This window comes from Castellaniella sp. S9, assembly GCF_027257175.1.
GTDB lineage: Bacteria > Pseudomonadota > Gammaproteobacteria > Burkholderiales > Burkholderiaceae_B > Castellaniella.
In genome coordinates, this window is record NZ_JAPFGD010000004.1 from 198,063 (window position 1) to 219,239 (window position 21,177).

Annotated in this window: 25 protein-coding genes and 3 tRNA genes; 7 read left to right on the forward strand and 21 right to left on the reverse strand. The window is 64.7% G+C overall.

Annotated features, from left to right (window positions below):
• The first annotated feature begins 24 nt into the window (after positions 1-24).
• Genes OOZ48_RS07955 through mobA form a run of 3 tightly spaced genes read left to right on the forward strand, consistent with a single transcriptional unit; the run spans position 25 to position 2,185 of the window.
• Positions 25-486: a universal stress protein gene (locus OOZ48_RS07955; protein ID WP_269497132.1), complete on the forward strand. Its 462-nt coding sequence runs from the start codon at positions 25-27 to the stop codon at positions 484-486.
• Between the two features lie 30 nt (positions 487-516).
• Positions 517-1,590: a GTP 3',8-cyclase MoaA gene (moaA, locus tag OOZ48_RS07960; protein WP_269497135.1), complete on the forward strand. Its 1,074-nt coding sequence runs from the start codon at positions 517-519 to the stop codon at positions 1,588-1,590.
• Entirely contained in the window at positions 1,583-2,185 is a 603-nt protein-coding gene (mobA, locus tag OOZ48_RS07965) for a molybdenum cofactor guanylyltransferase (RefSeq protein WP_269497137.1), read from the forward strand. The genes moaA and mobA overlap by 8 nt, the downstream gene beginning before the upstream one ends.
• Positions 2,186-2,238: 53 nt before the next feature.
• Here the strand turns inward: mobA and OOZ48_RS07970 are convergent, their stop codons facing one another.
• The 5 genes from OOZ48_RS07970 to moaC are packed head-to-tail and all read right to left on the reverse strand — an operon-like array spanning position 2,239 to position 5,167.
• The gene (locus OOZ48_RS07970) at positions 2,239-3,444 is read right to left on the reverse strand and encodes a molybdopterin molybdotransferase MoeA (RefSeq protein ID WP_269497140.1); all 1,206 of its coding nucleotides are present in this window, start codon (positions 3,442-3,444) and stop codon (positions 2,239-2,241) included.
• A gap of 2 nt (positions 3,445-3,446) precedes the next feature.
• Entirely contained in the window at positions 3,447-3,977 is a 531-nt protein-coding gene (gene moaB / locus OOZ48_RS07975) for a molybdenum cofactor biosynthesis protein B (RefSeq protein ID WP_269497143.1), read from the reverse strand.
• Entirely contained in the window at positions 3,967-4,443 is a 477-nt protein-coding gene (locus OOZ48_RS07980) for a molybdenum cofactor biosynthesis protein MoaE (protein ID WP_269497145.1), read from the reverse strand. Before OOZ48_RS07980 ends, moaB begins: the two co-directional genes overlap by 11 nt.
• 3 nt (positions 4,444-4,446) lie before the next feature.
• Positions 4,447-4,698 (reverse strand): molybdopterin converting factor subunit 1, encoded by a 252-nt coding sequence (gene moaD, locus OOZ48_RS07985; protein WP_269497148.1) that lies wholly within the window; start codon positions 4,696-4,698, stop codon positions 4,447-4,449.
• Entirely contained in the window at positions 4,679-5,167 is a 489-nt protein-coding gene (gene moaC, locus OOZ48_RS07990; RefSeq protein WP_269497152.1) for a cyclic pyranopterin monophosphate synthase MoaC, read from the reverse strand. The genes moaD and moaC overlap by 20 nt, the downstream gene beginning before the upstream one ends.
• A gap of 202 nt (positions 5,168-5,369) precedes the next feature.
• Between moaC and OOZ48_RS07995 the strand changes: the two genes are divergently transcribed.
• The gene (locus OOZ48_RS07995) at positions 5,370-6,713 is read left to right on the forward strand and encodes an MFS transporter (protein ID WP_269497155.1); all 1,344 of its coding nucleotides are present in this window, start codon (positions 5,370-5,372) and stop codon (positions 6,711-6,713) included.
• Here the strand turns inward: OOZ48_RS07995 and OOZ48_RS08000 are convergent.
• Both OOZ48_RS08000 and bioB read right to left on the reverse strand, forming a co-directional pair.
• Complete coding sequence (locus OOZ48_RS08000; protein WP_269497158.1) at positions 6,645-7,505, reverse strand: EamA family transporter; 861 nt, start codon at positions 7,503-7,505, stop codon at positions 6,645-6,647. The two genes, OOZ48_RS07995 and OOZ48_RS08000, sit on opposite strands and share 69 nt — an antisense overlap.
• A gap of 7 nt (positions 7,506-7,512) precedes the next feature.
• Positions 7,513-8,583: a biotin synthase BioB gene (gene bioB, locus OOZ48_RS08005; protein WP_269497161.1), complete on the reverse strand. Its 1,071-nt coding sequence runs from the start codon at positions 8,581-8,583 to the stop codon at positions 7,513-7,515.
• Between the two features lie 311 nt (positions 8,584-8,894).
• Here bioB and OOZ48_RS08010 point away from each other — a divergent pair.
• The 3 genes from OOZ48_RS08010 to OOZ48_RS08020 all read left to right on the forward strand — a co-directional run bounded on the left by OOZ48_RS08010 (position 8,895) and on the right by OOZ48_RS08020 (position 9,170).
• Positions 8,895-8,970: transfer RNA gene (locus OOZ48_RS08010), tRNA-Ala, on the forward strand.
• A 22-nt stretch (positions 8,971-8,992) separates the two neighbouring features.
• A tRNA-Glu gene (locus OOZ48_RS08015) sits at positions 8,993-9,068 on the forward strand.
• Positions 9,069-9,093: 25 nt separating this feature from the next.
• A tRNA-Asp gene (locus OOZ48_RS08020) sits at positions 9,094-9,170 on the forward strand.
• 115 nt (positions 9,171-9,285) lie between these two features.
• Here the strand turns inward: OOZ48_RS08020 and OOZ48_RS08025 are convergent.
• From OOZ48_RS08025 to OOZ48_RS08090, 14 genes are all read right to left on the reverse strand, one after another.
• Positions 9,286-10,350 (reverse strand): reverse transcriptase/maturase family protein, encoded by a 1,065-nt coding sequence (locus tag OOZ48_RS08025; protein ID WP_269497164.1) that lies wholly within the window; start codon positions 10,348-10,350, stop codon positions 9,286-9,288.
• A gap of 285 nt (positions 10,351-10,635) precedes the next feature.
• Positions 10,636-11,016 (reverse strand): diversity-generating retroelement protein Avd, encoded by a 381-nt coding sequence (gene avd, locus OOZ48_RS08030; protein WP_269497167.1) that lies wholly within the window; start codon positions 11,014-11,016, stop codon positions 10,636-10,638.
• Positions 11,013-11,300 carry a DUF5658 family protein gene (locus OOZ48_RS08035; RefSeq protein ID WP_269497170.1) on the reverse strand — a complete coding sequence of 96 codons (288 nt, stop codon included), beginning with the start codon at positions 11,298-11,300 and terminating at the stop codon, positions 11,013-11,015. Before OOZ48_RS08035 ends, avd begins: the two co-directional genes overlap by 4 nt.
• A gap of 69 nt (positions 11,301-11,369) precedes the next feature.
• Positions 11,370-12,488, reverse strand: a complete 1,119-nt coding sequence (locus OOZ48_RS08040; protein WP_269497173.1) for a hypothetical protein — start codon at positions 12,486-12,488, stop codon at positions 11,370-11,372.
• Positions 12,489-12,503: 15 nt separating this feature from the next.
• Entirely contained in the window at positions 12,504-12,824 is a 321-nt protein-coding gene (locus OOZ48_RS08045) for a hypothetical protein (protein WP_269497175.1), read from the reverse strand.
• Between the two features lie 12 nt (positions 12,825-12,836).
• Positions 12,837-13,766 (reverse strand): hypothetical protein, encoded by a 930-nt coding sequence (locus OOZ48_RS08050; RefSeq protein WP_269497178.1) that lies wholly within the window; start codon positions 13,764-13,766, stop codon positions 12,837-12,839.
• 9 nt (positions 13,767-13,775) lie between these two features.
• A complete protein-coding gene (locus OOZ48_RS08055; protein WP_269497181.1) occupies positions 13,776-14,216 on the reverse strand; it encodes a hypothetical protein in 441 nt (146 codons plus the stop codon).
• Positions 14,216-15,223 carry a phage tail protein I gene (locus tag OOZ48_RS08060; protein ID WP_269497184.1) on the reverse strand — a complete coding sequence of 336 codons (1,008 nt, stop codon included), beginning with the start codon at positions 15,221-15,223 and terminating at the stop codon, positions 14,216-14,218. The genes OOZ48_RS08055 and OOZ48_RS08060 overlap by 1 nt, the downstream gene beginning before the upstream one ends.
• The gene (locus OOZ48_RS08065) at positions 15,220-16,077 is read right to left on the reverse strand and encodes a baseplate assembly protein (protein ID WP_269497187.1); all 858 of its coding nucleotides are present in this window, start codon (positions 16,075-16,077) and stop codon (positions 15,220-15,222) included. The genes OOZ48_RS08060 and OOZ48_RS08065 overlap by 4 nt, the downstream gene beginning before the upstream one ends.
• Entirely contained in the window at positions 16,074-16,418 is a 345-nt protein-coding gene (locus OOZ48_RS08070; RefSeq protein ID WP_269497190.1) for a GPW/gp25 family protein, read from the reverse strand. Before OOZ48_RS08070 ends, OOZ48_RS08065 begins: the two co-directional genes overlap by 4 nt.
• Positions 16,419-16,474: 56 nt before the next feature.
• Positions 16,475-17,575, reverse strand: coding sequence for a contractile injection system protein, VgrG/Pvc8 family (locus tag OOZ48_RS08075; protein ID WP_269497193.1), 1,101 nt, complete (start codon positions 17,573-17,575; stop codon positions 16,475-16,477).
• A 3-nt stretch (positions 17,576-17,578) separates the two neighbouring features.
• A complete protein-coding gene (locus OOZ48_RS08080; RefSeq protein WP_269497197.1) occupies positions 17,579-17,788 on the reverse strand; it encodes a tail protein X in 210 nt (69 codons plus the stop codon).
• Positions 17,789-17,790: 2 nt separating this feature from the next.
• Positions 17,791-18,483: a phage tail protein gene (locus OOZ48_RS08085; RefSeq protein ID WP_269497200.1), complete on the reverse strand. Its 693-nt coding sequence runs from the start codon at positions 18,481-18,483 to the stop codon at positions 17,791-17,793.
• Entirely contained in the window at positions 18,480-21,047 is a 2,568-nt protein-coding gene (locus tag OOZ48_RS08090) for a phage tail tape measure protein (protein WP_269497203.1), read from the reverse strand. The genes OOZ48_RS08085 and OOZ48_RS08090 overlap by 4 nt, the downstream gene beginning before the upstream one ends.
• Positions 21,048-21,177: the final 130 nt, after the last annotated feature.

The window sequence follows — 21,177 nt, forward strand, 5'->3', positions numbered from 1 at the left end:
GATCAACCCTATGGACGGATTCGTATGTTCAAGAAAATCCTGATTCCCACCGACGGTTCAAAGCTCTCCGCCCAGGCTGCGAACAAGGGGGTATGCTTTGCCCGTGTGATCGGCGCCGAAATCGTGGCGCTGCACGTCACCCAACCTTTTGCCGCCACGGTCGGCTTCGACGGCATGGCGGCGGCGTATGCCATCACCGACGAGGACTATGACCGCAGCGCGGCCGAGCAGGCCCAGAAATACCTCAAGGCCGTGCTCGACCGCGCCGAAACCGCCGGCGTCAAGGCGACGGCCAAGGCGGTGTCCAACTTCAACGTGGCCGACGGCGTGGTCCAGGCCGCCGAGGAGGAAGGCTGCGACCTCATCTTCATCGGCAGCCACGGACGCAGCGGCCTGTCGCGCCTCTTGCTGGGCAGCGTCACGGTCAAGGTCCTGGGCCTGGCCAAGGTGGCCACGCTGGTCTACCGGGTCAAGGAAAACGACTGAGGCGGGGCGCCCGCGCGCCCCGGCCACGCCATGAGCCGCGTGATCTTTCATCATCCGACCGGGTCGCCGCAGGCGTCCGCCCAGGAGGGCGGGATCCTCGACACCCGGGGTCGTCCCATGCGCGACCTGCGCATCTCGGTGACCGACCGCTGCAATTTCCGCTGCACCTACTGCATGCCGCGCGAGGTGTTCGGGGCGGACCACGTCTTTCTGCCGCACGAGGCCCTGTTGACCTTCGAGGAAATCGCCCGTGTCGCGCAGGTGGCCGCGGGACTGGGCGTGCGCAAGATCCGGCTGACCGGGGGCGAGCCCCTGATGCGCAAGCAGCTCGAAGTGCTCGTGGGCCTGCTGGCGGGCCTGCGCACACCCGACGGCGCGCCCCTCGACATCTCGCTGACCACCAACGGCGCCCTGCTGGCGCGCAAGGCGCAGGCCCTGGCCGATGCGGGCTTGCGGCGGGTGACCGTCAGCCTCGACGCCCTCGATGACGCCTTGTTCCGGCGCATGAGCGACGGCGGCGTGGGGGTGGCCGCGGTCCTCGAGGGCATCGAGGCGGCCGTGCACGCCGGCCTGGCGCCGGTCAAGATCAACATGGTGGTGCGCAAGGGCATGAACGATGCCCAGATCCTGCCCATGGCGCGCCATTTCCGGGGCAGCGGCCACATTCTGCGCTTCATCGAGTACATGGACGTCGGCAATACCAACGGCTGGCGGATGGACGAGGTGCTGACCGGCGCCCAGATCGTCCGGATCATCGGGGACGAGTTCCCGCTGGAACCCGTCGACGCCGGCTACCGGGGCGAGGTCGCCGCCCGCTGGGCATACCGGGACGGCGGCGGCGAAATCGGCCTGATCACCAGCGTCTCGCAGCCCTTTTGCGGCGACTGTACCCGGATGCGGCTGTCGCCCGAAGGGCGCCTGTTCACCTGTCTGTTCGCGGAACAGGGCCACGATCTGCGTGGCCTGCTGCGCATGGGAGCGGACGACGCGGCTCTGGCGGCGCGCATGGGCGGTGTCTGGCGCGCCCGGGCCGACCGTTATTCCGAACTGCGCGGGACGGCCCACCGCGACCACAAGATCGAAATGAGCTACATCGGTGGCTGAGGCCCCCGCGTTCACAGGGCTGGTGCTGGCCGGCGGCCGGTCCTCGCGCCTGGGCGCGGACGGCGATTCGGGGCCGGACAAGGGTCTGGTGCCGTTTCACGGCGAGCCCCTCGTCTCCCGCGCCTGCCGCTACCTGCGCGAGCAAGGCGCCGGCACCCTCCTCATCAGCGCCAATCGTCATGCCGACCAATATGGCCGCCATGGCCGCGTCCTGGCCGATCCGCCGCAGTTCGGCGCCTTCCAGGGTCCGCTGCTGGGCATCGCCGCGGCCCTGCAGGCCATGCCGGACGACTGGCTGCTGGTCGTGCCCGTCGACGTGCTGGATCTGCCGGCCGACCTGGCGGCACGGCTGATGGCCGCGGCCGACGCCGCGCATCCCGCCTACGCGCGCACGGTGGACGGGCCGCATCCCCTGTGCCTGCTGGCGCCTCGCGGCGCGGCTCCGGGACTGTGGTCCTGGCTGGCGGACGGGGGGCGCAAGGCGCAGGCCTGGCTGGCCCGGGCCGGCGCCCGCGCCGTGGATTTCGACGGCGCCGGCTTTCTGAATCTGAATACCCCGGAGGACTGGCGCCGGGCGGGCGTCCCGCCGCCATAGTCCTGTGCCGCCCGGGGCCAAGCCCCTGGGGGTGCGTCGCAGGGCGGCGGGTGTCAGGCCAGCCAGTCGGCCAGCGGGTACCAATCGACGAGCGTGCCTTCGCCGGCCTCGGTGCCGGCGGGTACGCGCGCCAGGCCATGGGCCCACGCGAGGCTGGCCATCGCCCCCGAACTCTGTTGTCCATGGGGCGTCAGCGCCGCCGGCGCGTCGGGCTGGTGCGCGACCTGGACCCGCAGGAAATCGTCGCGTTCGCCGCCCCAGCGGCGGTCCGTGCGCAGGACGCCGCGCCACACCGGCGGCAGGATGTCCCGGCGTCCCTGCAGGCCACGGAGGAGCGGGGTGGCCAGCAACGTGAACACCACGAACGCCGAGACCGGATTGCCCGGCAGGCAGATCAGGGGCCGGCCGTTGAGGCTCGCCAGGGCGACCGGCTTGCCGGGCTTCATGCGCACACGCCAGAGATCCAGCGTGCCGCCCAGCGCCTCGATGGCGGGCTTGACCAGGTCCTTGTCGCCCACCGAGGCGCCGCCCACGCTGAAAACCAGGTCGCAGGTCCGCGAAAGTTCGTCCAGCGCCGACGCGATGGCCTCGGCCTGGTCGGGCGCATGCAGGACGGCCGCAGGATCCGCGCCCATGCCCCTGCACAGCGCGGCCAGCATCGGGCCGTTGGAGTTGTGCACGGCGGCGGGCCCCAGCGCCTGGCCGGGCGGGACCAGTTCGTCGCCATTGGTCAGGATGCCGATGCGCATCCGCGGATAGGCCGCGGCCGCGGCGCGGCCCTGGGCGGCCAGCACGGCGATCTGGGCCGGCCCGATCCGCGTGCCGCGCCGCAGGATCACCTCGCCGCGGCGCATGTCCTCGCCGCGCCGGCGCACGTGGTCGCCCGCCTGCGGAGCGCGCAGGATGCGCACGCCGCCGTCCGTGGCTTCGGTGTCCTCCTGCATGATCACCGCCTCGGCGCCCTCGGGGATGAGGCTGCCGGTGAACAGGCGGATCGCATGGCCGGGCCGTAGGGCTTCGGGCTCGTGCCCCGCGTACTGGAACGCCTGGATGGGCAGCATCGCGCCGGGCGCGGCATCCGCGCAGCGCAGCGCGTAGCCGTCCATGGCGCTGTTGTCGGCGCGCGGCAGGTCGACCTCGGCGGCGACATCCTCGGCCAGCACGCGCCCGTGCAGGGCGTCCAGGGGCAATGTCTCGGTCGTGTCCGGGGCGTGGGCGCGCCCCGCCAGGGTCGCCTGGGCGGTATCGAAGTCCAGCATCGTCAACCGCCTTGCACGGATGTGCGGTAGACGCCGGCGAAGTTGCAGGGCCGGTGGCGGCTATCGAGCTGTTCGCGCAGAATGCTGTCCCAGGCCAGCCGGCAAGCCCGCGTGGAGCCGGGCAGGCAGAACACCAGCGTGTCGTTGGCCAGGCCCGCCAGGGCCTCGGACTGCAGGGCCGAGGAGCCGATGGCCTGCCAGGACAGGTGGCGGAACAGTTCGCCGAAGCCGGGGATCGTCTGGTCCAGCAGGGGGCTGACCGCCGCCACCGTGGACTTGTGATGCGAGAACCCCGTGCCGCCGTTGGTGATGATCGCCTGGATGGACGGGTCGGCGATCCAGTCGCTGAGGACTTTGCGGATCTGGTAGAGATCGTCGCGGCAGATCGTCCGGGCCTGCGCCACATGCCCCGCCGCGCGCAGGCTGTCGCACAGGTAGTCGCCCGTGCCGTCGTCCTCGGGCGTGCGGTGGTCGGACACGGTCAGCACGGCGCAGCCGAGCGACACGGGCGGCAGGGTGGGGTCAGCTTTCATGGTGTGGCGTCCTTGTGTTCCATTGAGCGGTCTTGTGCGCGTCGGCTTCGTCCTGCCGGACCCAGAAGGCGCGGCCCGACGCCAGGGTCTCGCGCTTCCAGAAGGGCGCCCGGGTCTTGAGCGCGTCGATGATGTATTCGCAGGCCCGGAAGGCGTCGCCCCGGTGGGCGCTGGCCACGCCGACGAAGACGATGCGGTCGCCCAGCGCCAGTTCGCCCACGCGATGCACCACCGTGGCGTCGAGGATGCGCCAGCGCTGCGCCGCGGTATCGCACAAGGCCTGGATCTCGCGTTCGCACATGCCCGGATAGTGGTCGAGGAACAGGCTGCGGGTGGTTTCACCGGGGGCGTAGTCGCGCACCGTGCCGATGAAGCTGACCGTGGCCCCCGCGGCGTCCCCGGCGCGCGCCTGCAGCGCCGCATACAGGGCGGCGGGATCGAAATCGGCGGTCTGGACCACGACCATGCCTCAGCCTCCGGTGACAGGCTCGAACACGGCGACCTCGTCGCCCGGGCGGATCGTCGCCCGGTGATCGACGTGTTCCTGGTTGACGGCGAGCTTCAGGCGTTCCGCCGGCGCCAGCGCCGGACAGCGCGCCACCAGATCGGCGAGCCACTGCGCGGCCGTCGTCGGGGCGGCCAGCGCGAGCGTCTCGCGCCGCGTGCCCATGTGCTCGGCGACCTGGGCGAAATACAGGACCTCAATCGTTGCGCCACTCACCGCTTTTTCCTCCGGATTTGTAGACCAGGCGGACGTGCTCGATGACGATGCCCTTGTCCGCCGCCTTGCACATATCATAGATCGTCAGCGCCGCCACGCTGCAGGCGGTCATGGCCTCCATTTCGACCCCGGTCTGGTGGCGGGTGCGGCAGTGGGCGCGGATGCCGATGCGGTGGGCCGCGTCGTCCAGCGTGAAATCCACCCCGACGAAGGCCAGCGGCAGGCTGTGGCACAGCGGGATCAGCTCGGCGCAGCGCTTGGCCGCCAGGATGGCGGCGATGCGCGCGGTGTTGAGGACCTCGCCCTTGGCGTTGGCCTGTGCCTGCAGCAGGCGGTAAGCCTCGGGGCGCAGGCGCACGGCGCCCTCGGCGATGGCCTCGCGCTCGCTGTCGGCCTTGCCGCCGACGTCGACCATGCGGACCTGTCCGCTGTCGTCCAGGTGACTGAGGGTGGGAGTGGATTCGGCCATGGTTCCTGTGGGATGGGTGGGCTGCGTCCCGCTCGCCGCCGGACGTCGCCGCATCGGTGTCAACACCAATGATATACGCAAAGTGCCGCCCCCGTGGCCGGGCACGAGGCCTGCTATGATAATTCTCCATCGGGCTTGAGATTCAGGCCTGAAACTTCTATGGGCGCGCCCCCCGGCGGCCCCAGCCGTTCATGGCGGATGCATGGTCAAGACTCTCGGCGCGTTTTTTTCCCTGTATCTGGCGACCCTGATCCTGCTGATGGGCTCGGGCCTGTTCAACACCTACATGGGCCTGCGCCTGACGGCGCTGTCGATCTCGGAAGTCTGGGTGGGCGGGATCATCGCCGCCTACTACATGGGCCTGGTGTTCGGGGCGCGCGTCGGGCACCGCCTCATCATCCAGGTGGGCCACATCCGCGCCTACGCGGCCAGCGCAGCTTTCGTGACCATCACGGTCCTGGTCCAGATCCTCATCGACAACCTATGGGTCTGGCTGGGCCTGCGTTTCGTGGCCGGCACGGCGATGGTGACCCTGTTCATCGCGATCGAGAGCTGGCTCAACGAACAGACCGAGAACAGCTCGCGCGGCACCGTCTTCGCCTGGTATATGGTGGTGTCCAGCATGGGCACGGTGTTCGGCCAGCTGGCCCTGGGATGGTTCCGCAACCTCAACTACGAACCGCTGGTGTTCGTCGCGATCTGCTGCGTCCTCAGCCTGATGCCGATGGCGCTGACGCATCGGCTGCATCCCGCGCTGCAGGTGCCGGCGCCGCTGGCGGTGCGCTATTACGTGGCGCGCGTCCCGCTGTCGCTGACCGTGCTGTTCATCGCCGGCATGCTGACCGGGGCCTTTTACGGCCTGGCCCCCGTCTATGGCCTGCTGCACGGCCTCAGCAACCAGCAGGTGGGGGTCTTCGTGGCAACGTCGGTGGCGGCCGGCCTGGTGTTCCAGTGGCCCCTGGGCTGGCTCGCGGACCGCATGAACCGGATCCGGCTGATCCGCTGGGGGGCGGCGATCCTGTTGCTGCTGGGGGTGCCCTTGTGGGGCTGGCTGCCTATGCCCTACGCCGCCCTGCTGGCGTTCTCGGCCGTGCTCGGCATCCTGCAGTTCACGCTCTATCCCATGGGCGCCGCCTTCGCCAACGACAACGTCGATCCCGAGCGGCGCGTGGGCCTGAGCGCGCTGCTGTACATGGTGTATGGCCTGGGCGCCTGCCTGGGGCCGCTGGTGGCCGGCGCGTTGATGCGCGGCTGGGGGCCGGACGTCTATTTCGTATACGTGTCGGCCTGCGCCCTGGTGCTGGTGATCTTCATCCGCGAACAAAAGGTCAAGGGCACGCACCTCAGCGAAGACGCGCCCACGCACTTCGTGCCCATGGCCGATACCCTGCAGAATTCGCACGTCATGGCGGTGCTCGATCCCCGGGTCGACGTCCAGAAGGATATTTCGCACGATCCCGTGGTCGACGATCCGCTCTCAGCGGGGGATCAACAGGACGACGGCGGCGAGGGCCAGCGCGATCCCGAGCACGTTCAGACGCCCTAGGCGCTCGCGAAAGACGCCGGCGCCCACCAGCGTCCCCGCCGAGATCACGCCGATGTTCATGGCGGCAAAGACCAGCGTGGGGTTCTGCGGGAAAGTCTGGTGCGCACGGATGTAGAAATAAATGTTGCCGAAGTTCAGCAGGCCCAGCAGCACGCCGGAGGCCAGGCTGCGCGGGCTCCAGCGCGTGCCCGGGCGCAGCGCCAGCCAGGCGAGCATCAGCACCGCCGCCAGCACGAAGGACAGCAGCAGGCTGCTCGAGAATGCGGCGCCGCTCTTGGCGAGCTGCTTGAACAGGATGTCGATCGTCCCGTAGCCCAGCCAGACGCCCAGCAGCGACGCCAGGACGATCGGCCCGGCGGCCACGCGGCTGCCGGCGTGCGCGTCGGGCCGGACCAGCAGGCAGGCCAGGGCGGCGAAGGCCAGGCCGATGCCGGCGAGCTTCATCCCCGACAGTGTCTCGCCGAACAGCAGGAAGGCCGCCAGCAGCGGGATGGCCAGCGACAGGCGCTGGGCCGCGTCGCTGAGCACGATGCCGGCATGGCGCACCGCGGCCGCCATCACCAGGAAGATCGACGGCAGCAGGACGCCCAGCAGCGACAGGATCCACCAGGCCGCGGCCGGCTGGTCCAGCAGCCGCGCCGTGTCCGGACGCAGCAACAGCAGGCACAGGGCGGCCGCCGTGAGATAGTTGACGAAGATCGCCTGTTCGACCCGGATGGATCCTTGCCGCGCGAGCTTCAGGAAAATCGAGACGGCGACGCTACAGGTGATGCTGAGGACGAGGGTATGCATGGCGGGTTCAGGCGGGGGTGGCCGTGGCGGCCTCGGGTGCGAAGGGTGCGTCGATGGCATCCTCGGCGGGTTCGGAGGGAGAGGCGCCGGCAGGGCCCTCGGGCATCGGTCGCAGGCCCAGGCGTTCAAACAGGCGCTCGTCGGCATCCGGGCCGGGATTGGGGGTGGTCAGCAGCCGTTCGCCGCGGAAAATCGAGTTTGCGCCGGCCATGAAGCACAGCGCCTGGGTGCTGTCGTCCATCGACTCGCGCCCCGCCGACAGGCGCACCACCGCCTTGGGCATGGTGATGCGCGCCACCGCGATCGTGCGCACGAACTCGATCGGATCGAGTTCCGGCGCGTCCGCCAGCGGCGTGCCCGGCACCCTGACCAACTGGTTGATGGGCACGGATTCGGGGTAGGGGCCCAGGTTGGCCAGTTCGGCGATCAGCGTGGCGCGGATCCGCCGCGATTCGCCCATGCCCACGATGCCGCCGCAACAGACCTTCAGGCCGGCGTCCCGCACCCGCGCCAGGGTGTCCAGCCGGTCCTGGTAGCGGCGGGTCGTGATGATCTCGCCGTAGTGGGCGCGCGCGGTGTCCAGGTTATGGTTGTAGTAGTCCAGGCCCGCCGCCTTCAGGCGCTCGGGCTGGCCCGGCTTGAGCATGCCCAGGGTTACGCAGGTCTCCAGGCCCATCGCCTTGACCGCGCGGACCATCTCGATCACCTCGTCCAGCTGCCGCTCGGTGGGCGAGCGCCAGGCCGCCCCCATGCAGAACCGCTGGGCGCCCGCGTCGCGCGCCGCCCGCGCCGCGGCCAGGACGTCCTCGCACGCCATCAAGGGCTCGGCCTGGACCGCGGTGGCGTGGCGCGAGGATTGCGGGCAGTAGGCGCAGTCCTCGGGACAGGCGCCGGTCTTGACGGACAGCAGCGTGGATTGCTGGACGGCATTGGCCGGATGATGCCGGCGATGCGCGGTCTGCGCGCGCAGCAGCAAGTCGTTCAGCGGCTGGGCGTACAGATCCAGGACGGCATCGGGAGTCCAGGCGGGCGCGGGCCCCTGGCGGCGGCGTTCGATACTGAGCATCGGTGTATCCATGGCGTGTCCATGGCGGATTGAGAACGGCGCAATGGTAGGAGGGGCGGAGAGCCTTGGCAAGCCGTCAGTTTCTTTCAAATGCGTCCAAATTACGGAAAAATCACCGAAATAATCGCTTATTTCGGTCAATTATGGTTTCTTGGTCACGATGTGCGCGGAACCCCGGCCCGCGGCGGAGATGTAACGCTTTACGTCGCGGCCGGTGATCGCCCTGGTGCGGCGCCTTGATGCCGTCAAGGGCTTCGACTTCGACTTGCACGACAAATTGTTTTCATGCATAATCTCGCTTCTTCGTTAGCGAAGACTTTGTTGGGGGTATAGCTCAGCTGGGAGAGCGCTTGCATGGCATGCAAGAGGTCAGCGGTTCGATCCCGCTTACCTCCACCAAGCATCGTTATCGAATTGTCCGGTCCCCTTCGTCTAGAGGCCTAGGACACCACCCTTTCACGGTGGGTACAGGGGTTCGAATCCCCTAGGGGACGCCAGGTTTTCCTGGCTTGTTGGATACCCGGAGCGGTAGTTCAGTTGGTTAGAATACCGGCCTGTCACGCCGGGGGTCGCGGGTTCGAGCCCCGTCCGCTCCGCCAAAGAATTCAAAGGGTTACGTGATTTCGCGTAGCCCTTTTTTTCGTTCCAAATTCCAATTTTGGAATACATTTTAAGCGAAGGTGTTCAGTTCGTGGTGTTTGGGCCCGAGACCACCTAATCATGGTCATCGCCTTTTCTGGCGAAGCGCATGCTGGCCAGCAGCGACTTGCGCAGCCCGTAAGTCTGGGCGTGGCTCGCATGCGCCACCCATGACTGTACCGACTGCTGCACTCTTTCGAGCGTCGTTTTCCCGGCGCTATATCTCTTCTGAAGCCGTCGCATCGTGCGCTTGATGCGTGCTATCGAACTGCGGCGTACGCGGCGGTGCGAAACCCATATACGGTACCCAAGAAAGTCCAGGGCGCGCCCGCGCGTGACACCCACGGGGAACACTTGGGTTTTCGCGTTCGTACGCAGGCGCAAGTTCTCCCATAGGAACCGTTCGATGTCCTTACGCAGGCGCTGCAGGTGCGCCTTGTCGTGATGGAAGATCGCGAAGTCATCCATGTAGCGCACGTAATATTTCTCGCGCAGATGATGTTTCACGTAGGTGTCGAGCTCATGCAGGTACACGTTGGCAAATAGCTGGCTGGTCAGGTTTCCAATCGGCAGTCCGACTGGACACAGATCGTCGGCCGGCGCGTTGGAATCGATGATGGCGTCTATCAGATCAAGCGTGCGGCGGCACCGGATCCTGCGCCGGATGAGGCGCTTGAGGATCGCGTGATCAATGCTATAAAAGTACTTCGCGATGTCGGCCTTGAGCACGTACACACGACCATACTGGTTCTGAACGCCGCGCAACATGGATTGCGCCCGGTCAGCGCCTCGATGGGTTCCTCGGCCTGGGCGACACGCGTAGCTGTCGGCGATGAAGCGGCGCTCCCAAATGGGTTCTATGACATTAACGAGCGAGTGTTGCAATACGCGGTCACGAAACGGCAGCGCCGCGACCAGGCGCTCCTTCGGCTCGTAGACACGGAACAGTCGATACTTGCCGGTCGAATACATGTTCCAGATGAGCTCGTTTTGCAGGCTGATGAGGTTGCCCTCGAGGTCTTGCTCAAACCGCTGGACTTCGCGTCTGTCGCGCTTTCCGCGCCGCGCCAATATGTACGCCTGGTGTAAAGACTGAAAATCGTAGATGCGTGAGAATAGATTGTTATATGTCTTGGCCATGATGATGTGGGTGGCGGCAACGAACGGTCGCCCGTTTCGGGCTACTGGATCGAGCCGCCTGTGCTATGTTCCGGCTGGCCGCGATGGCCGTGGCCGAGGGGTGGGCATCCTTTTGAGGGGTGTGCTGCCGTCAGGCCCGTGGGCCTGCCGTTTCTGACGATCCCCAAGAGCGGGGCGAGACCCGATGTTCGTGTTGGCGTTCGAGCGCGGGTTGTTCAGGTTGAGCGTGAACACGCCGGCATTGCCACCGTTGTTCCAGTTGCCGCCACGATACGGGAGTCGTTTTCAATGCCCATCCCTATTGCTGGCCCGACTGCTGCCCGCAAATGATTTGACCCAGCCGCCGACCATGCGGCCGATTTCGTCATTCAGTTTTGCCCAATGCTCGTACTTCTTAAAATCCAGATAACCCATTTCTTTGGCCAGGCGCACCTGGGCGCGCAGCAGATCGAGCTCCGCATCCAAATCCTGAAGGGTCGTCTTCTTGTGATATCTGCGGTTGCAAATAACGATCAAACGCAGGATCGCCCACATGGTGTGCCGGATCTCTGCGCCCAGAACATGCCGCTCCATTTTCGGAAACTGCCGAATCGCGGTGTGCCCGTACCTGATCATTGCTTCGCATCGTTGCCTGATCAGAAGATCGTTTTTTGTCGGCGCGGTCATCGACGCAGTTGGTGCCAGTTGGATGCGACGACTCCCGCGTAGAAGACGCATAGAGCCACCAACAACCATACGGGAACCCATGGTAGCGCCGTCAGCACAATGACCGACAGAACGAGCTTGGCGGCCACTAGGCCGGGGATCAGTCCAAGTTGTTCAAACAGCCAGCGCATGATTGGGTTGAGCTCCCGACCGCTGCGGGCGGTCAATATGCGGATCGTGAGCCACGCATCAGCGATCTGCAGGGCGACGAATAGAATAAAGAGCCATGTGGATTGAATGGCCATGGGATGCCTCCTTTGCGCGAACCGAGGGCCGAGCTACCGCCCGGCCCAGCAGATTGCGCTAGTCAGATTTCAGAGCACAAAAGCGGGGCGAGACCCGAGGGTCGTGCCGGCGTACGAGCGCGGGGTGTTCAGGGTGAGCGTGAACACGCCGGCATTGCCACCGCTGCCCCAGGTGCCGCCACGAGACGGGAGTCGTTCTCCATAGTTGCGCGTATAGAGGCGATCGCTTCCAAGCCCGGAAGATGCAGCCGGATACAGCCCAAGCGCCATAGCGATGCCGGGAACAACGAGACCGTCTTTATGGGTCAGCGCCTCGAGTGCCGCTTCGTTCCAGCCCTCATTGGTCGCATTGTTTCCGGGTGTGCCGGTGATATTGTCGATCACGTCGGACAGGATCGGCGCGCCCATCATTGAGTTGCCCTCCGACCACACATTGGTCGAATCGTACTTCAGCGTGCCGGCGGTGCCGGGAGCGACCAGGGAACCGTCCGATGCCAAGATGGCGCGCCATGCGCTTGAGCCCGCCGAGAAATCAGTGTCCGGCAGGGCGGCATCGTTGTCTGGGATGACCTGTATTTCGCCGTCCATCAGCCGCATGCCGGGCGACCATTCCCAGATGTTCCCGTTCAGATCGGCGATGCCAGTTGGCGTATTGTCGTGCCGCCATGATGCCGGCCCGCTGCCCGTTAGTGTCCGGGCGGTACCGATGGCTTCGCCGGGTGTGCCGCCGTCTTGGCGACGGCCGGTTTCCCATTTGGCGGCGGTGTCTCGTCCGTAGTTGTTATTTCCGTTCGGCATGAAGCTGTTTTTCCAACACCACAGCGCCAAGGCCGCGAATTCGGCATTCGTGATGCAGTGCCAGCCGGGGCCGTTCGCGCGGGCCAGCGAGACAAAACTATCGAAATTGCGCGACGCGGTAGGATCGACGCCGGGGAGGCTCAAAAACTCCCCGTTTTTATCGATGCCCTGGTACGTGCCAATGAAGATCTCGCTTTTGGTTGCTCCACCCACAATGAAAGCAGGATGCACGCCAACGCCCAGGGAGACGTCGATATCCTCGAGATTAAATTTGGGAATCACATTCATGTAGCTTGGCTGTCCGGTGGCGGTATACAGCACAGTGATTCGACCACCTGTTGCGGCCTCAACGCTGGCGCGCAGGCTGTCTTTGGTGAAAATAGACGGCATAGTTGTTCTCCTGTGTTAAACGGTAGGCCAGAGAGTCACAGTGACCGCATCGGGATCCAGCGCGACGGGCTCTTGTGCTTCGCTGGGCCCTTGTTCGCCGCCTTCCGGCTCGACGATGACGGTCTCGTATCGACGGGCCGGAATTTCGATCTGCGCCACGTACGCGCCGGCGCCGCCCTCGGTGATCAACCCATTGTTGTTGCGGATCTCGATCAATACAGCGGTGTCGCCCTCACGCGCGGCGCAGTCGATAGAGACGTCGCCCACGGTCACCAGGGTGCCGGCGATAGCGAAATCGGAGACGGGCTGGCCGGGCTCCATGAGTCGGATTTGCATGGTGTTGCTCCATTAATTATTAAGTTTGCTGGCGCGCCAGCGCACGACAACAGAATCAGCGGGCGAGGCCAGCTGGACGGAAAAACCATTGGTTGCACGGCTGCTAACCACGATGTCGTCGTGGCCACATGGCGCGCCCACAGCGGACACGATGTCGAAGTCCAGGCGGTAGTCGGACGACCGCAGTACGTTGAGTACTGCCGAAACCGTAGCGGGCGAGTCGAACACCTGCGGCCACTGACGCTCGATTCGGCGCACGTCGGTGATCGTCACGTTCTCGAGGTTCGGATCTGTGGCATCAGTTGAATTGGCGGGCACGGTCAGCCGATAAATAGTGATCGCGCCGGCCGGCACCGCTTGCCCGATGGCTGTGACCGCCAGGCGCCACAACCCCGTCGCGTTCTGGTACAGGTATGCGTACACAACGACCGGGCCAGCGCCTGTATTGCTTGGCACGCTCGCCGCGTTGTTTCCAGGGGTCACCGAGTAGGCGCGGCCCTTTGCGAAGCAGGCGCCATCGGATAGGTTCAGGTTGCGGGCCGCTGTCGTCGAGCGCGTCACAGTGCATCCCGATACCACGCCGCGATTCTCAATCTCGATCTGGCCCTCTTGTTGGGCTTGTTCGCGCAGCGCGCGCAGGCCCCAGGCGTTGACACCAACTTGAGTCAACGCGAACTTGAGTGCGGCCGCTACGGCATTCTGCATGTCCGGGCCCAGCGAATCCGTTTCTTCCTGCATCTGCTGCAGGCGGGCGCCCAGGTCAGGATGCCCGTCGAGGGCGTTGGCGACTTGATCCGTGTACTGTTTCAGGTACACGGTGCGGTTCGCCAGTTGCTTGATGGGCGCATTCGATACTCCGTTCTCGCCGCCAAGCACCGGATCATCTGTTTCGATTCGGTAGATGCCGGATTCCCATTTTGCGGTTTCGGTCAAATTGGCCATTTGCGTTCCTTAAAAAATAATCGTCCAGGTGCCCGTGAGGGATATGTCGTCGTCTTTCGATATCGGCGCGCGCACCTTGCGGGAGAACAGCGTGTTGTCAGCGCAGATCAGTCCGAACTCGGTGATCGACTTGCCGTTGGCCTCTGCGTTGGATAGCGCCCACGAAAATTGCACCCGACCAGTGGTCGGATAGCTATGCCCGGACAGGTTTTTGATATAAGCCGAGGTCAACGCCGTATCATTCGGATTTGCCGCAGCTGTGCCCGTGCCGAAACCGATCTTCTGGATGTGGCGAAGCGCTCCGTCGCCGCCGACTAGGCGGGCCAGCTGTGACTTGGCACCGTTGACGATCAGGTTGTCCTCTCTGATCGCATCGACCAGGCGGCCGGCGCGATAGATCTGGATCTCGAACACGCCCTTGAGCTCGCTGGGCCGGTCTGTGAATTGCATTACGCCTCCAGATGGGTGACGGCATCGCCCCGATACGGAACGTTGCCGAAATGAGTGATGCCGCCGCCATATCGCGCGTCGCCGTTGAACATGTGGGCGGCGTAGGATCTGCGACCGTTGTGGCGCAACTGCCGAGTAACGACAATCGGCATGGGTGGATCGATGGCAACTTGCGTCGTGGCCCCTTGGTCGATTGCGCCGGCGTACTGATAGCTGCCGTCGTGCATCGCTTGGCGGCCCTGCTGATCGGACATTTGCAGCACGATGTCCATCGCGTCTGTTTCGCGTACGGCATCGTGTCGGATATCGGCAGCGCTGGCGCGCCATGAAAAATAATCAGCCTCGCCGCTGTGCTGCAGTGCGCCGGCGTATGTGTTCAAGACGCCCTGGCCATAGTTCAGATCGCCGTTATAGGTTCGGCCCCACAGCAAGGCGTCGTCAGCGTGCAAGTGGGCCGACAGAGTGCTTTGGTCGTCAACCTCGACCGTTTCCGTTTGTGATGCGCTGTATTGCACGTCGACCAGATGGCAGCGGGCCGGCTTCCATTCATTAACTGTCTGAACGATCCGCTCTGTCTGTGCCGAGGTGATCGGCTGTGTGTCGCCCACGTCGGCCAGCAGCCGAAATTCGGCCCACCCGTATGCGTCGTAGCGCTGCGCGCCGGCGTGCGTTTGTGTGCCGTCATATCGGTTGATGGGCAATCGCTCTAGGATCTCGACCTCATTGAATCCGATCGACTTCAGTGCCTCTCGGATGCTGAACGGTGTGCCCTTTTTCTTGTGTAGCTCTACCGACCGCGCGATCAGCGCGCGCTTCTGGTCAGTGGTGACGGCCAGCGACCAGCCTTCGGCGTCCGTGATGTGCAGGGCCCATGCAAGCCAGGGCAGGGCCTGCTCTGGGCACGTCCATGGGTTCCACAGATCCGTCAGCGAGACCGCGAAGTCGGTGGTGGGCGCAGACTCGAGCGCACGCTCGAGCTTGGACGCATTGAACGGCAGAATCGTCATACGTCCACCCCGCCGTACTGTACGTCCACGCCCAGGCAAAATGCAGCCTGGTCTCGGCTGATGGAAACGTCGGCGACCGGCTGCGAAAGATCGACCCGCATAACGCCCGGCTGGTGCAGGGCCGCGTGCAGACCCGAGACCGTGATGTCATACCCAAGCCGAAATTGACTCGATACGTACTTTTCGCAGGCGGCGCGCGCAGCGGCGAGCGTGGCCTGGGTCTCGGGGCCGGGTAAGCAAATAAGGGCGGCTTGGACTTGATAGGTAACGATTTGCGCTGGCACGGTCGTCACGTTGTCGCACAGCGGCCGCACATCATCGGCGCTAAGCGCGGTCTGCACCTGGGCCAGCAGCGCGCTGCTGGGCTGGCCCTGCGGATGATCGTCGGACGGATGAGCCAGCACCACTGCGCGCACATCGCCCGGACTCGGACTGTCGACAAAAACATCGGCCACGTCGGTAGACGTCGCCATTGCGTGATACACGTACGAGAGAATCGGGCCGGCCGTGGACAGGCCCTCCAATGACAGGGGCGCACGGGCGCGCAGGCGGTCATCGCTTTCACCATCCAGGCGGGTCAGGTTTAGGATCGCGACCAGGTTGTCCAGGTCGGCGCCGGTGGCGTATGCCAGCATGACCGCGCGAGCGGCATTGTTGATACGGGCGCGCAGCAGCAGTTCCCGGTACGCGAAAACCTCACACAGCTTCGTGGCGGGTTCAGACTCGAGCGCGAGCACATCGGCAAGCTCGGGCGCTACTTCCAGTGCGTTGGCCTTGACTGTGGCTAAGATAGTTTCAAAGTCGAGGGGCTCCACGACATCGGGGGCCGGCAGCTGCGACAAATCAATGCTCATCGCGTGACCTCCACCGTCAGCGCCAGAGGCGTGACGCTGCTGTCGTATAGGTACACACCCGAAACTGTCAGCTCGATCGATCCGGGCGAAACGGATCCGACCTGGATCTGGCGTAGCTCGAATCGAGGCTCCCAGCGGCGCAATGCGCCGGCGGTGGCAGCGTAGATCGCAGCCAGAACACGGCGATTGGTGGGTGCATCCAGCAAGTCGAATAGCCGCGACCCATACTCGCGACGCATCACGCGACTGCCGATCGGCGTCGTGAGAATGTCGCGAATCGACTGCTTGAGGTGCTCAAGCCGATCGATTTCGCGGCCGGTGAGTGCATTTGTTCCGCTCATGCGGGCATATTGGCCCAGCGCGCGGGCGCCTTCCTGCGGCGCGGTTTTTGTGGGCGTCAGACGTCATCCCATTTGCGCCACTCGCCATCCTCTGGAAGCGGCTCGATCGGTGCGCCCGCTTTCTTCTTGGCTTTTTTCTTTTTCGCCGCCTTTTGCGGCTCATCCGAGGCGGCTGCCAGGTCGTCGGGTCGCTGAGCCTCGAGGCGTGTGATCAACCCGGAGCCGTCGAGCACGTGCTCGGCGCGCGTGACGATCCACTCGCCATCCGACAGCTCATCGAACCCCGACAGATCGATCGGCATTTCCGCGCAAATCATCGGGTTGCCGCGCAGCGTTATCGACAGGTCGGTGCGCCCGCGCTGCAATTGACGCAGCTTGGACTCGGCGCCCGCCAGGGCTTCTTTTTCCGACCTGTACGGATTTCGAATATGCATGACGGGCTCGCCCTCGCCGGCGTAGACGTATTGGGTCTTGGCGGCGCGCTTATCGCTCCAATGCGCTCCGACGCGCGCATAAGCTTGGCGATCATGTGCTGACGTTCTCCATCCGCCCGCTTCCACCAGATCCGTGACGCCGATCTTGACCGTAGGCAGCGGATTGCCGTTTGCGTCGACGCCGGCGCCTCGTTCGACAAAAATCAAGCACCCGCCGGCGGGCTTTGTCACCGCCCCATACTGATCGGCGAGCCTGGTAAGTACGTTCAGGTCTGACTCGTATGCCTGATCGAGGTGGTCGATTTCAATATCCTGGAATTTTTGTGCGACCTTGGGCTCGAGCCCATGCTCGGCCGCAATCGTCTGCACGACCTGGCCCAGCGTCGTCTTATCCCAGGATCGCTGCCGTTGGCTTTTGAATGCCGCGCCCATGTCGGCCGCCTTACCGTGCAGCGACAGCGTGCGGGGCATCCCGGAGGCCTCGATTTCGTCGACCGTGTACTGGCCCATGTCGTAGGTTCTGCCGCCCAGATAGCCCATCGACACTTTGAGCGCCGCGCCTGTTTTTGGAATCGACACAGCGAGGTCTCGATTGTCAATCGCCAGGCTGAATTGATCCGATGCGATGCCGGCCAGGTCTGTCACGCTAAGGGTTAGCAGCCGATCCCGCAGCAGCTCGGTCAAGTCCACGTCATCATGCACTACCTTGAATATCGGGGTCATGGATTACCCCCAGAGGCGCACTGATATAGGCGTCGTCGCATCGGGCGCGAACGCAGGCAGGGTCAGAACCAGCCCCGAAGGCAGGCGTGGGCCGTGCCGAGTGACGTGGGGATTGGCGTCGATCAGGGCATGGACGGCCTGGCTGGTGCCGTAGACTCGATACGCGATAGCGTCGAGCATTTCCCCATCGGTCGTGCGGTATGTTCGAGCCATTCTTAGTCTCCCTGCATGGCCGACACGGCGGCATCCAGGCTCAAGCGCGGCGCGTCGGGGCCATAGGCCGATATCGATATACGAAAGTCGATACGGCGCGGGGTACCGCGCACGTCCACCTCGGACGAGGTTTCCTCTATGTGTTCAATCACGTATTGCCCGTAGATCAAGCCAAAGTGATCTACCAGATCCATGGGCTCGCCGCGAGCGGCTTGGGCGCGCAAGATATCCATGGATCCGCCACCACCCGTGTAATGCGGAAGCAGATACCCGTCGAGATCGATCTGCTCATTGCCTACACCGACGAATTGTTTCGCCGGCGCTCGCATGAGGCGCGCCTGGGTCGCCCAGCGATACTCGTGCGAGCGCTTGATCGTTTGATAGGCTGCGGTGCCCACCATGAACGGGAATGCCCCCAGGATCAGCAGCACTTCCCCGGCCGGCGGTGGATCGCCACTGCCCACGGAGAGCAGCGTGCCCACCAGCGTACCGATCAACGTGCTCATTCCGATGGCCGACGCATCGATGCCCGTCTGGGCCAGCATGTCTATCGCGCCGGCGCCGGCGATGCCGACCATGTTGTCGATGCGGCCGCTGCGCAGTGCTGCGCCCGTTGCTGGGTATCCGTTCTGGGTCGCACGGGTGCTGATTTGCGCCAGCGGAAGATTGCCCAAGCCCTTGACCAGGTTGATCATGTCCAGTCTCCGAGTGCGGCGCGGCGGTTGGTTGCACTTTCGCGACGCATCAGGTCGGCCACGCGCCGCGCCAGCGCTTCGCCGCTTTCGCCTGCCTGCTGCGTAATGTGGAACTCAAACCGCTGGTGTATCGTCTGCGCGCCGGCGGCCTGTCCGGCCGCGGCGGGCGCGGACGGGGTGGGCGAGGCGAGCTGCAGCGCCAACGGTGGTGTTACAGGCGCAGGCGTATCGGCGGCGCGCATGTGAGCAGGTGCGCGGGTGCCCTCTTGCGTGATGCCTTGAGCGCCCATTGCGGGGCTAAAGGCAGCGGTGGCGGCGGCGCCCAACGCCGCCGACGCAAGTGCCACGGCTTTGCTCGAACGACCAATGCCCAGCGCGGCGCCTTCCCCCACCATGCCGCCAAGCGCCAGAAAAACGCGAGACGGCGACTTGATGCCCAGCTTGTCTTTGAACCACCCCACCGCGTTATTGCCTACGTCCATTACGGCATCTTTGACCGCACCGCCCATGTTCCTGATGCCAGAAACCAGGCCGGTGAGCATCATGGATCCCAGCTCGCTAAATTTCGCAGGCAGCTCGACGCCTAGAGCCGCCAGCGCCGTGGATATTCCTTGATAAATGAGACCGATTGGCGACCAGTCGAGCAACATCCTCGCGACGCCGGCCATGCCGCCAGAAAAAGCGGTTCCGACCGCCTGCCAGGCCGTGCGTCCAGCGGAGGCTATCGGGCCCCAAATGCCGTCAAAGAACGCGACAGCAGCACTCCAGGCACTGCTGATAGTGGCCCAAGCGGCGGTGGCCGCAGTCGAGACGGTTTTCCACAAGGCTTCGAATAGCGGTTTGATCTTGCTCCAGTTGGCCCAGACCACACCGGCCAGCACAGCGATCGCCATGATCGCCAGGCCCAGCGGGTTCGCTGCGGCGACGACGCCCATGGCTGTCCACGCAACACGCACCAAACCGATGCCGTAGGCCACAGCCGAGAATGCCACCTTGCCCGCGAGCAGCGTGGCGAACGTCGAGCCCAGCACCCCCACCAGCGTCTCGTTTTCAGCCATCCAGGCCGACACCGGAGCCGCGACAGCAATAAACTGATTAATCAGCTTCGTCAGCGGCGGCAGCAGGGGCAAGATTGCGCGATCGCGCAGCTCGGACAGGGCCTCGCCCATTTCGCGCCAGCGCTGTGTCGGGTCTTCTTCGCGCCGGCGCGCAGCGTCAGATTCGACCAGGCCGGTCGAGGATTCGACCTCGCGCTTGATTCGCTTGTATTCGTCAACGTTCTGGATCAGGGGCGTGATAAATGCCTTGACCTGCACATCGTTGAAAAGCTCCCCCATCTTGAAGGCATCGCCATCGGTCAGCCGATGCACCAGGCGCAGCGACTGCTCGATAGGGTTGAGGCCTTTTTCCTGCCAGCGCTTAAATTCCTTTTCCAGATCGATGCCGAACTTGGCGAAGTTTTTCACGGTCAGCGGTGCCGTGATCTTCGCCATGAAGTTCTTCATGTTATTGGCCGCTTCGCTGGGGCTGGCCGCGCCTTTGAGCGCCACCTGCAGTGATGACCCCAACGCAGCCACGGCGGCCGTGCCCGTCAGGCCGAGCTTGGCCGCGTCGGCGGTCATGGCGGGGAAGTACTGCGCCATGTCTTTGAGCTCGAAGCGGCCTGCCTTGCCGGCGGCCACGAGCATGTCCATCGCCTTGATCGCATCGCCGGGCGCCACCTTCAGGTTATCGAGCAGCGCGAACACCGTGCGCGACACGTCTTCGACCGACGCGCCCGAGGCCGTGGCGGTTTTCCCAATCGCCGACAGCGACTGCACCGCGCGGTCACTGTCTAGGCCTGCCGCGACGAGCACCTGCAGGCCCGACGCCAAGCTTTCCCTGGTCTGCCCGGACTCGCGAGCCACCCGTGATAGCGCCGCGCCGATTTCCTTCATCTTGTCGGCCGGAATATCGGCCGTAATGCCAATGTCGGCAAGCATTGCCTGCAGCTCGCCTGCGCCGGCGAAGGCGGCTTTCAGCCCGACCCCGATCGCCACGGCGTCGAATAGTCCGGTGCGAGCCTTGCCCAGGGCCTGCTGGGCGCTTTCGCGTCTGGCCAGCGCTCGCTGTAGTGATTCCTCTCGATTTTTGATCGTTTCAATTGACCGACCCAGGCGTCCTAGGCTGCGGGTCTGGGTATCGGCTGCTGTGGCCGCCGCGCGATGTGCGTCAGCCGCCTGCCTGACTTTCTGGCGCGCCTGGTCAACGCGGTTGCCCAACGACGCTTGCTGGCGCTCGAGCGCAGCGGATCGGTTCTTGAGGGTTTCGAGTTCTTTGCCCGAGGCACCGCGCATGGCCTGCTTGACGGCCAGAAGCTCACGGCTGACGCTGGCAAGCTTCGCGCGGCTTTTTTCGAGGTCTGCCTCGGCGCGCTGGAACATCGCCAGCCGGGTGTCGCGCTTTTTAATGTCCGACAGCGCATCACCGATTTTTGCCAGCTTCTTCGGCGCCGATGATACGGCATAGCTGAAAGAGCCAGAGAGCGCCGCACCGATGCTTAAACTTATATTCATTCGTGCCATGCTCTCACCCGTCTAGTTTTTGTAGCGGCGCTGTTCCTCTTTGCGCAAAGATGAAATTTCTGCGGCCCAGCGAGCCAGATCTTCGAGATCCATATCCTGGATCTCTGTGGCGTTGAACCCGGTCGCCATC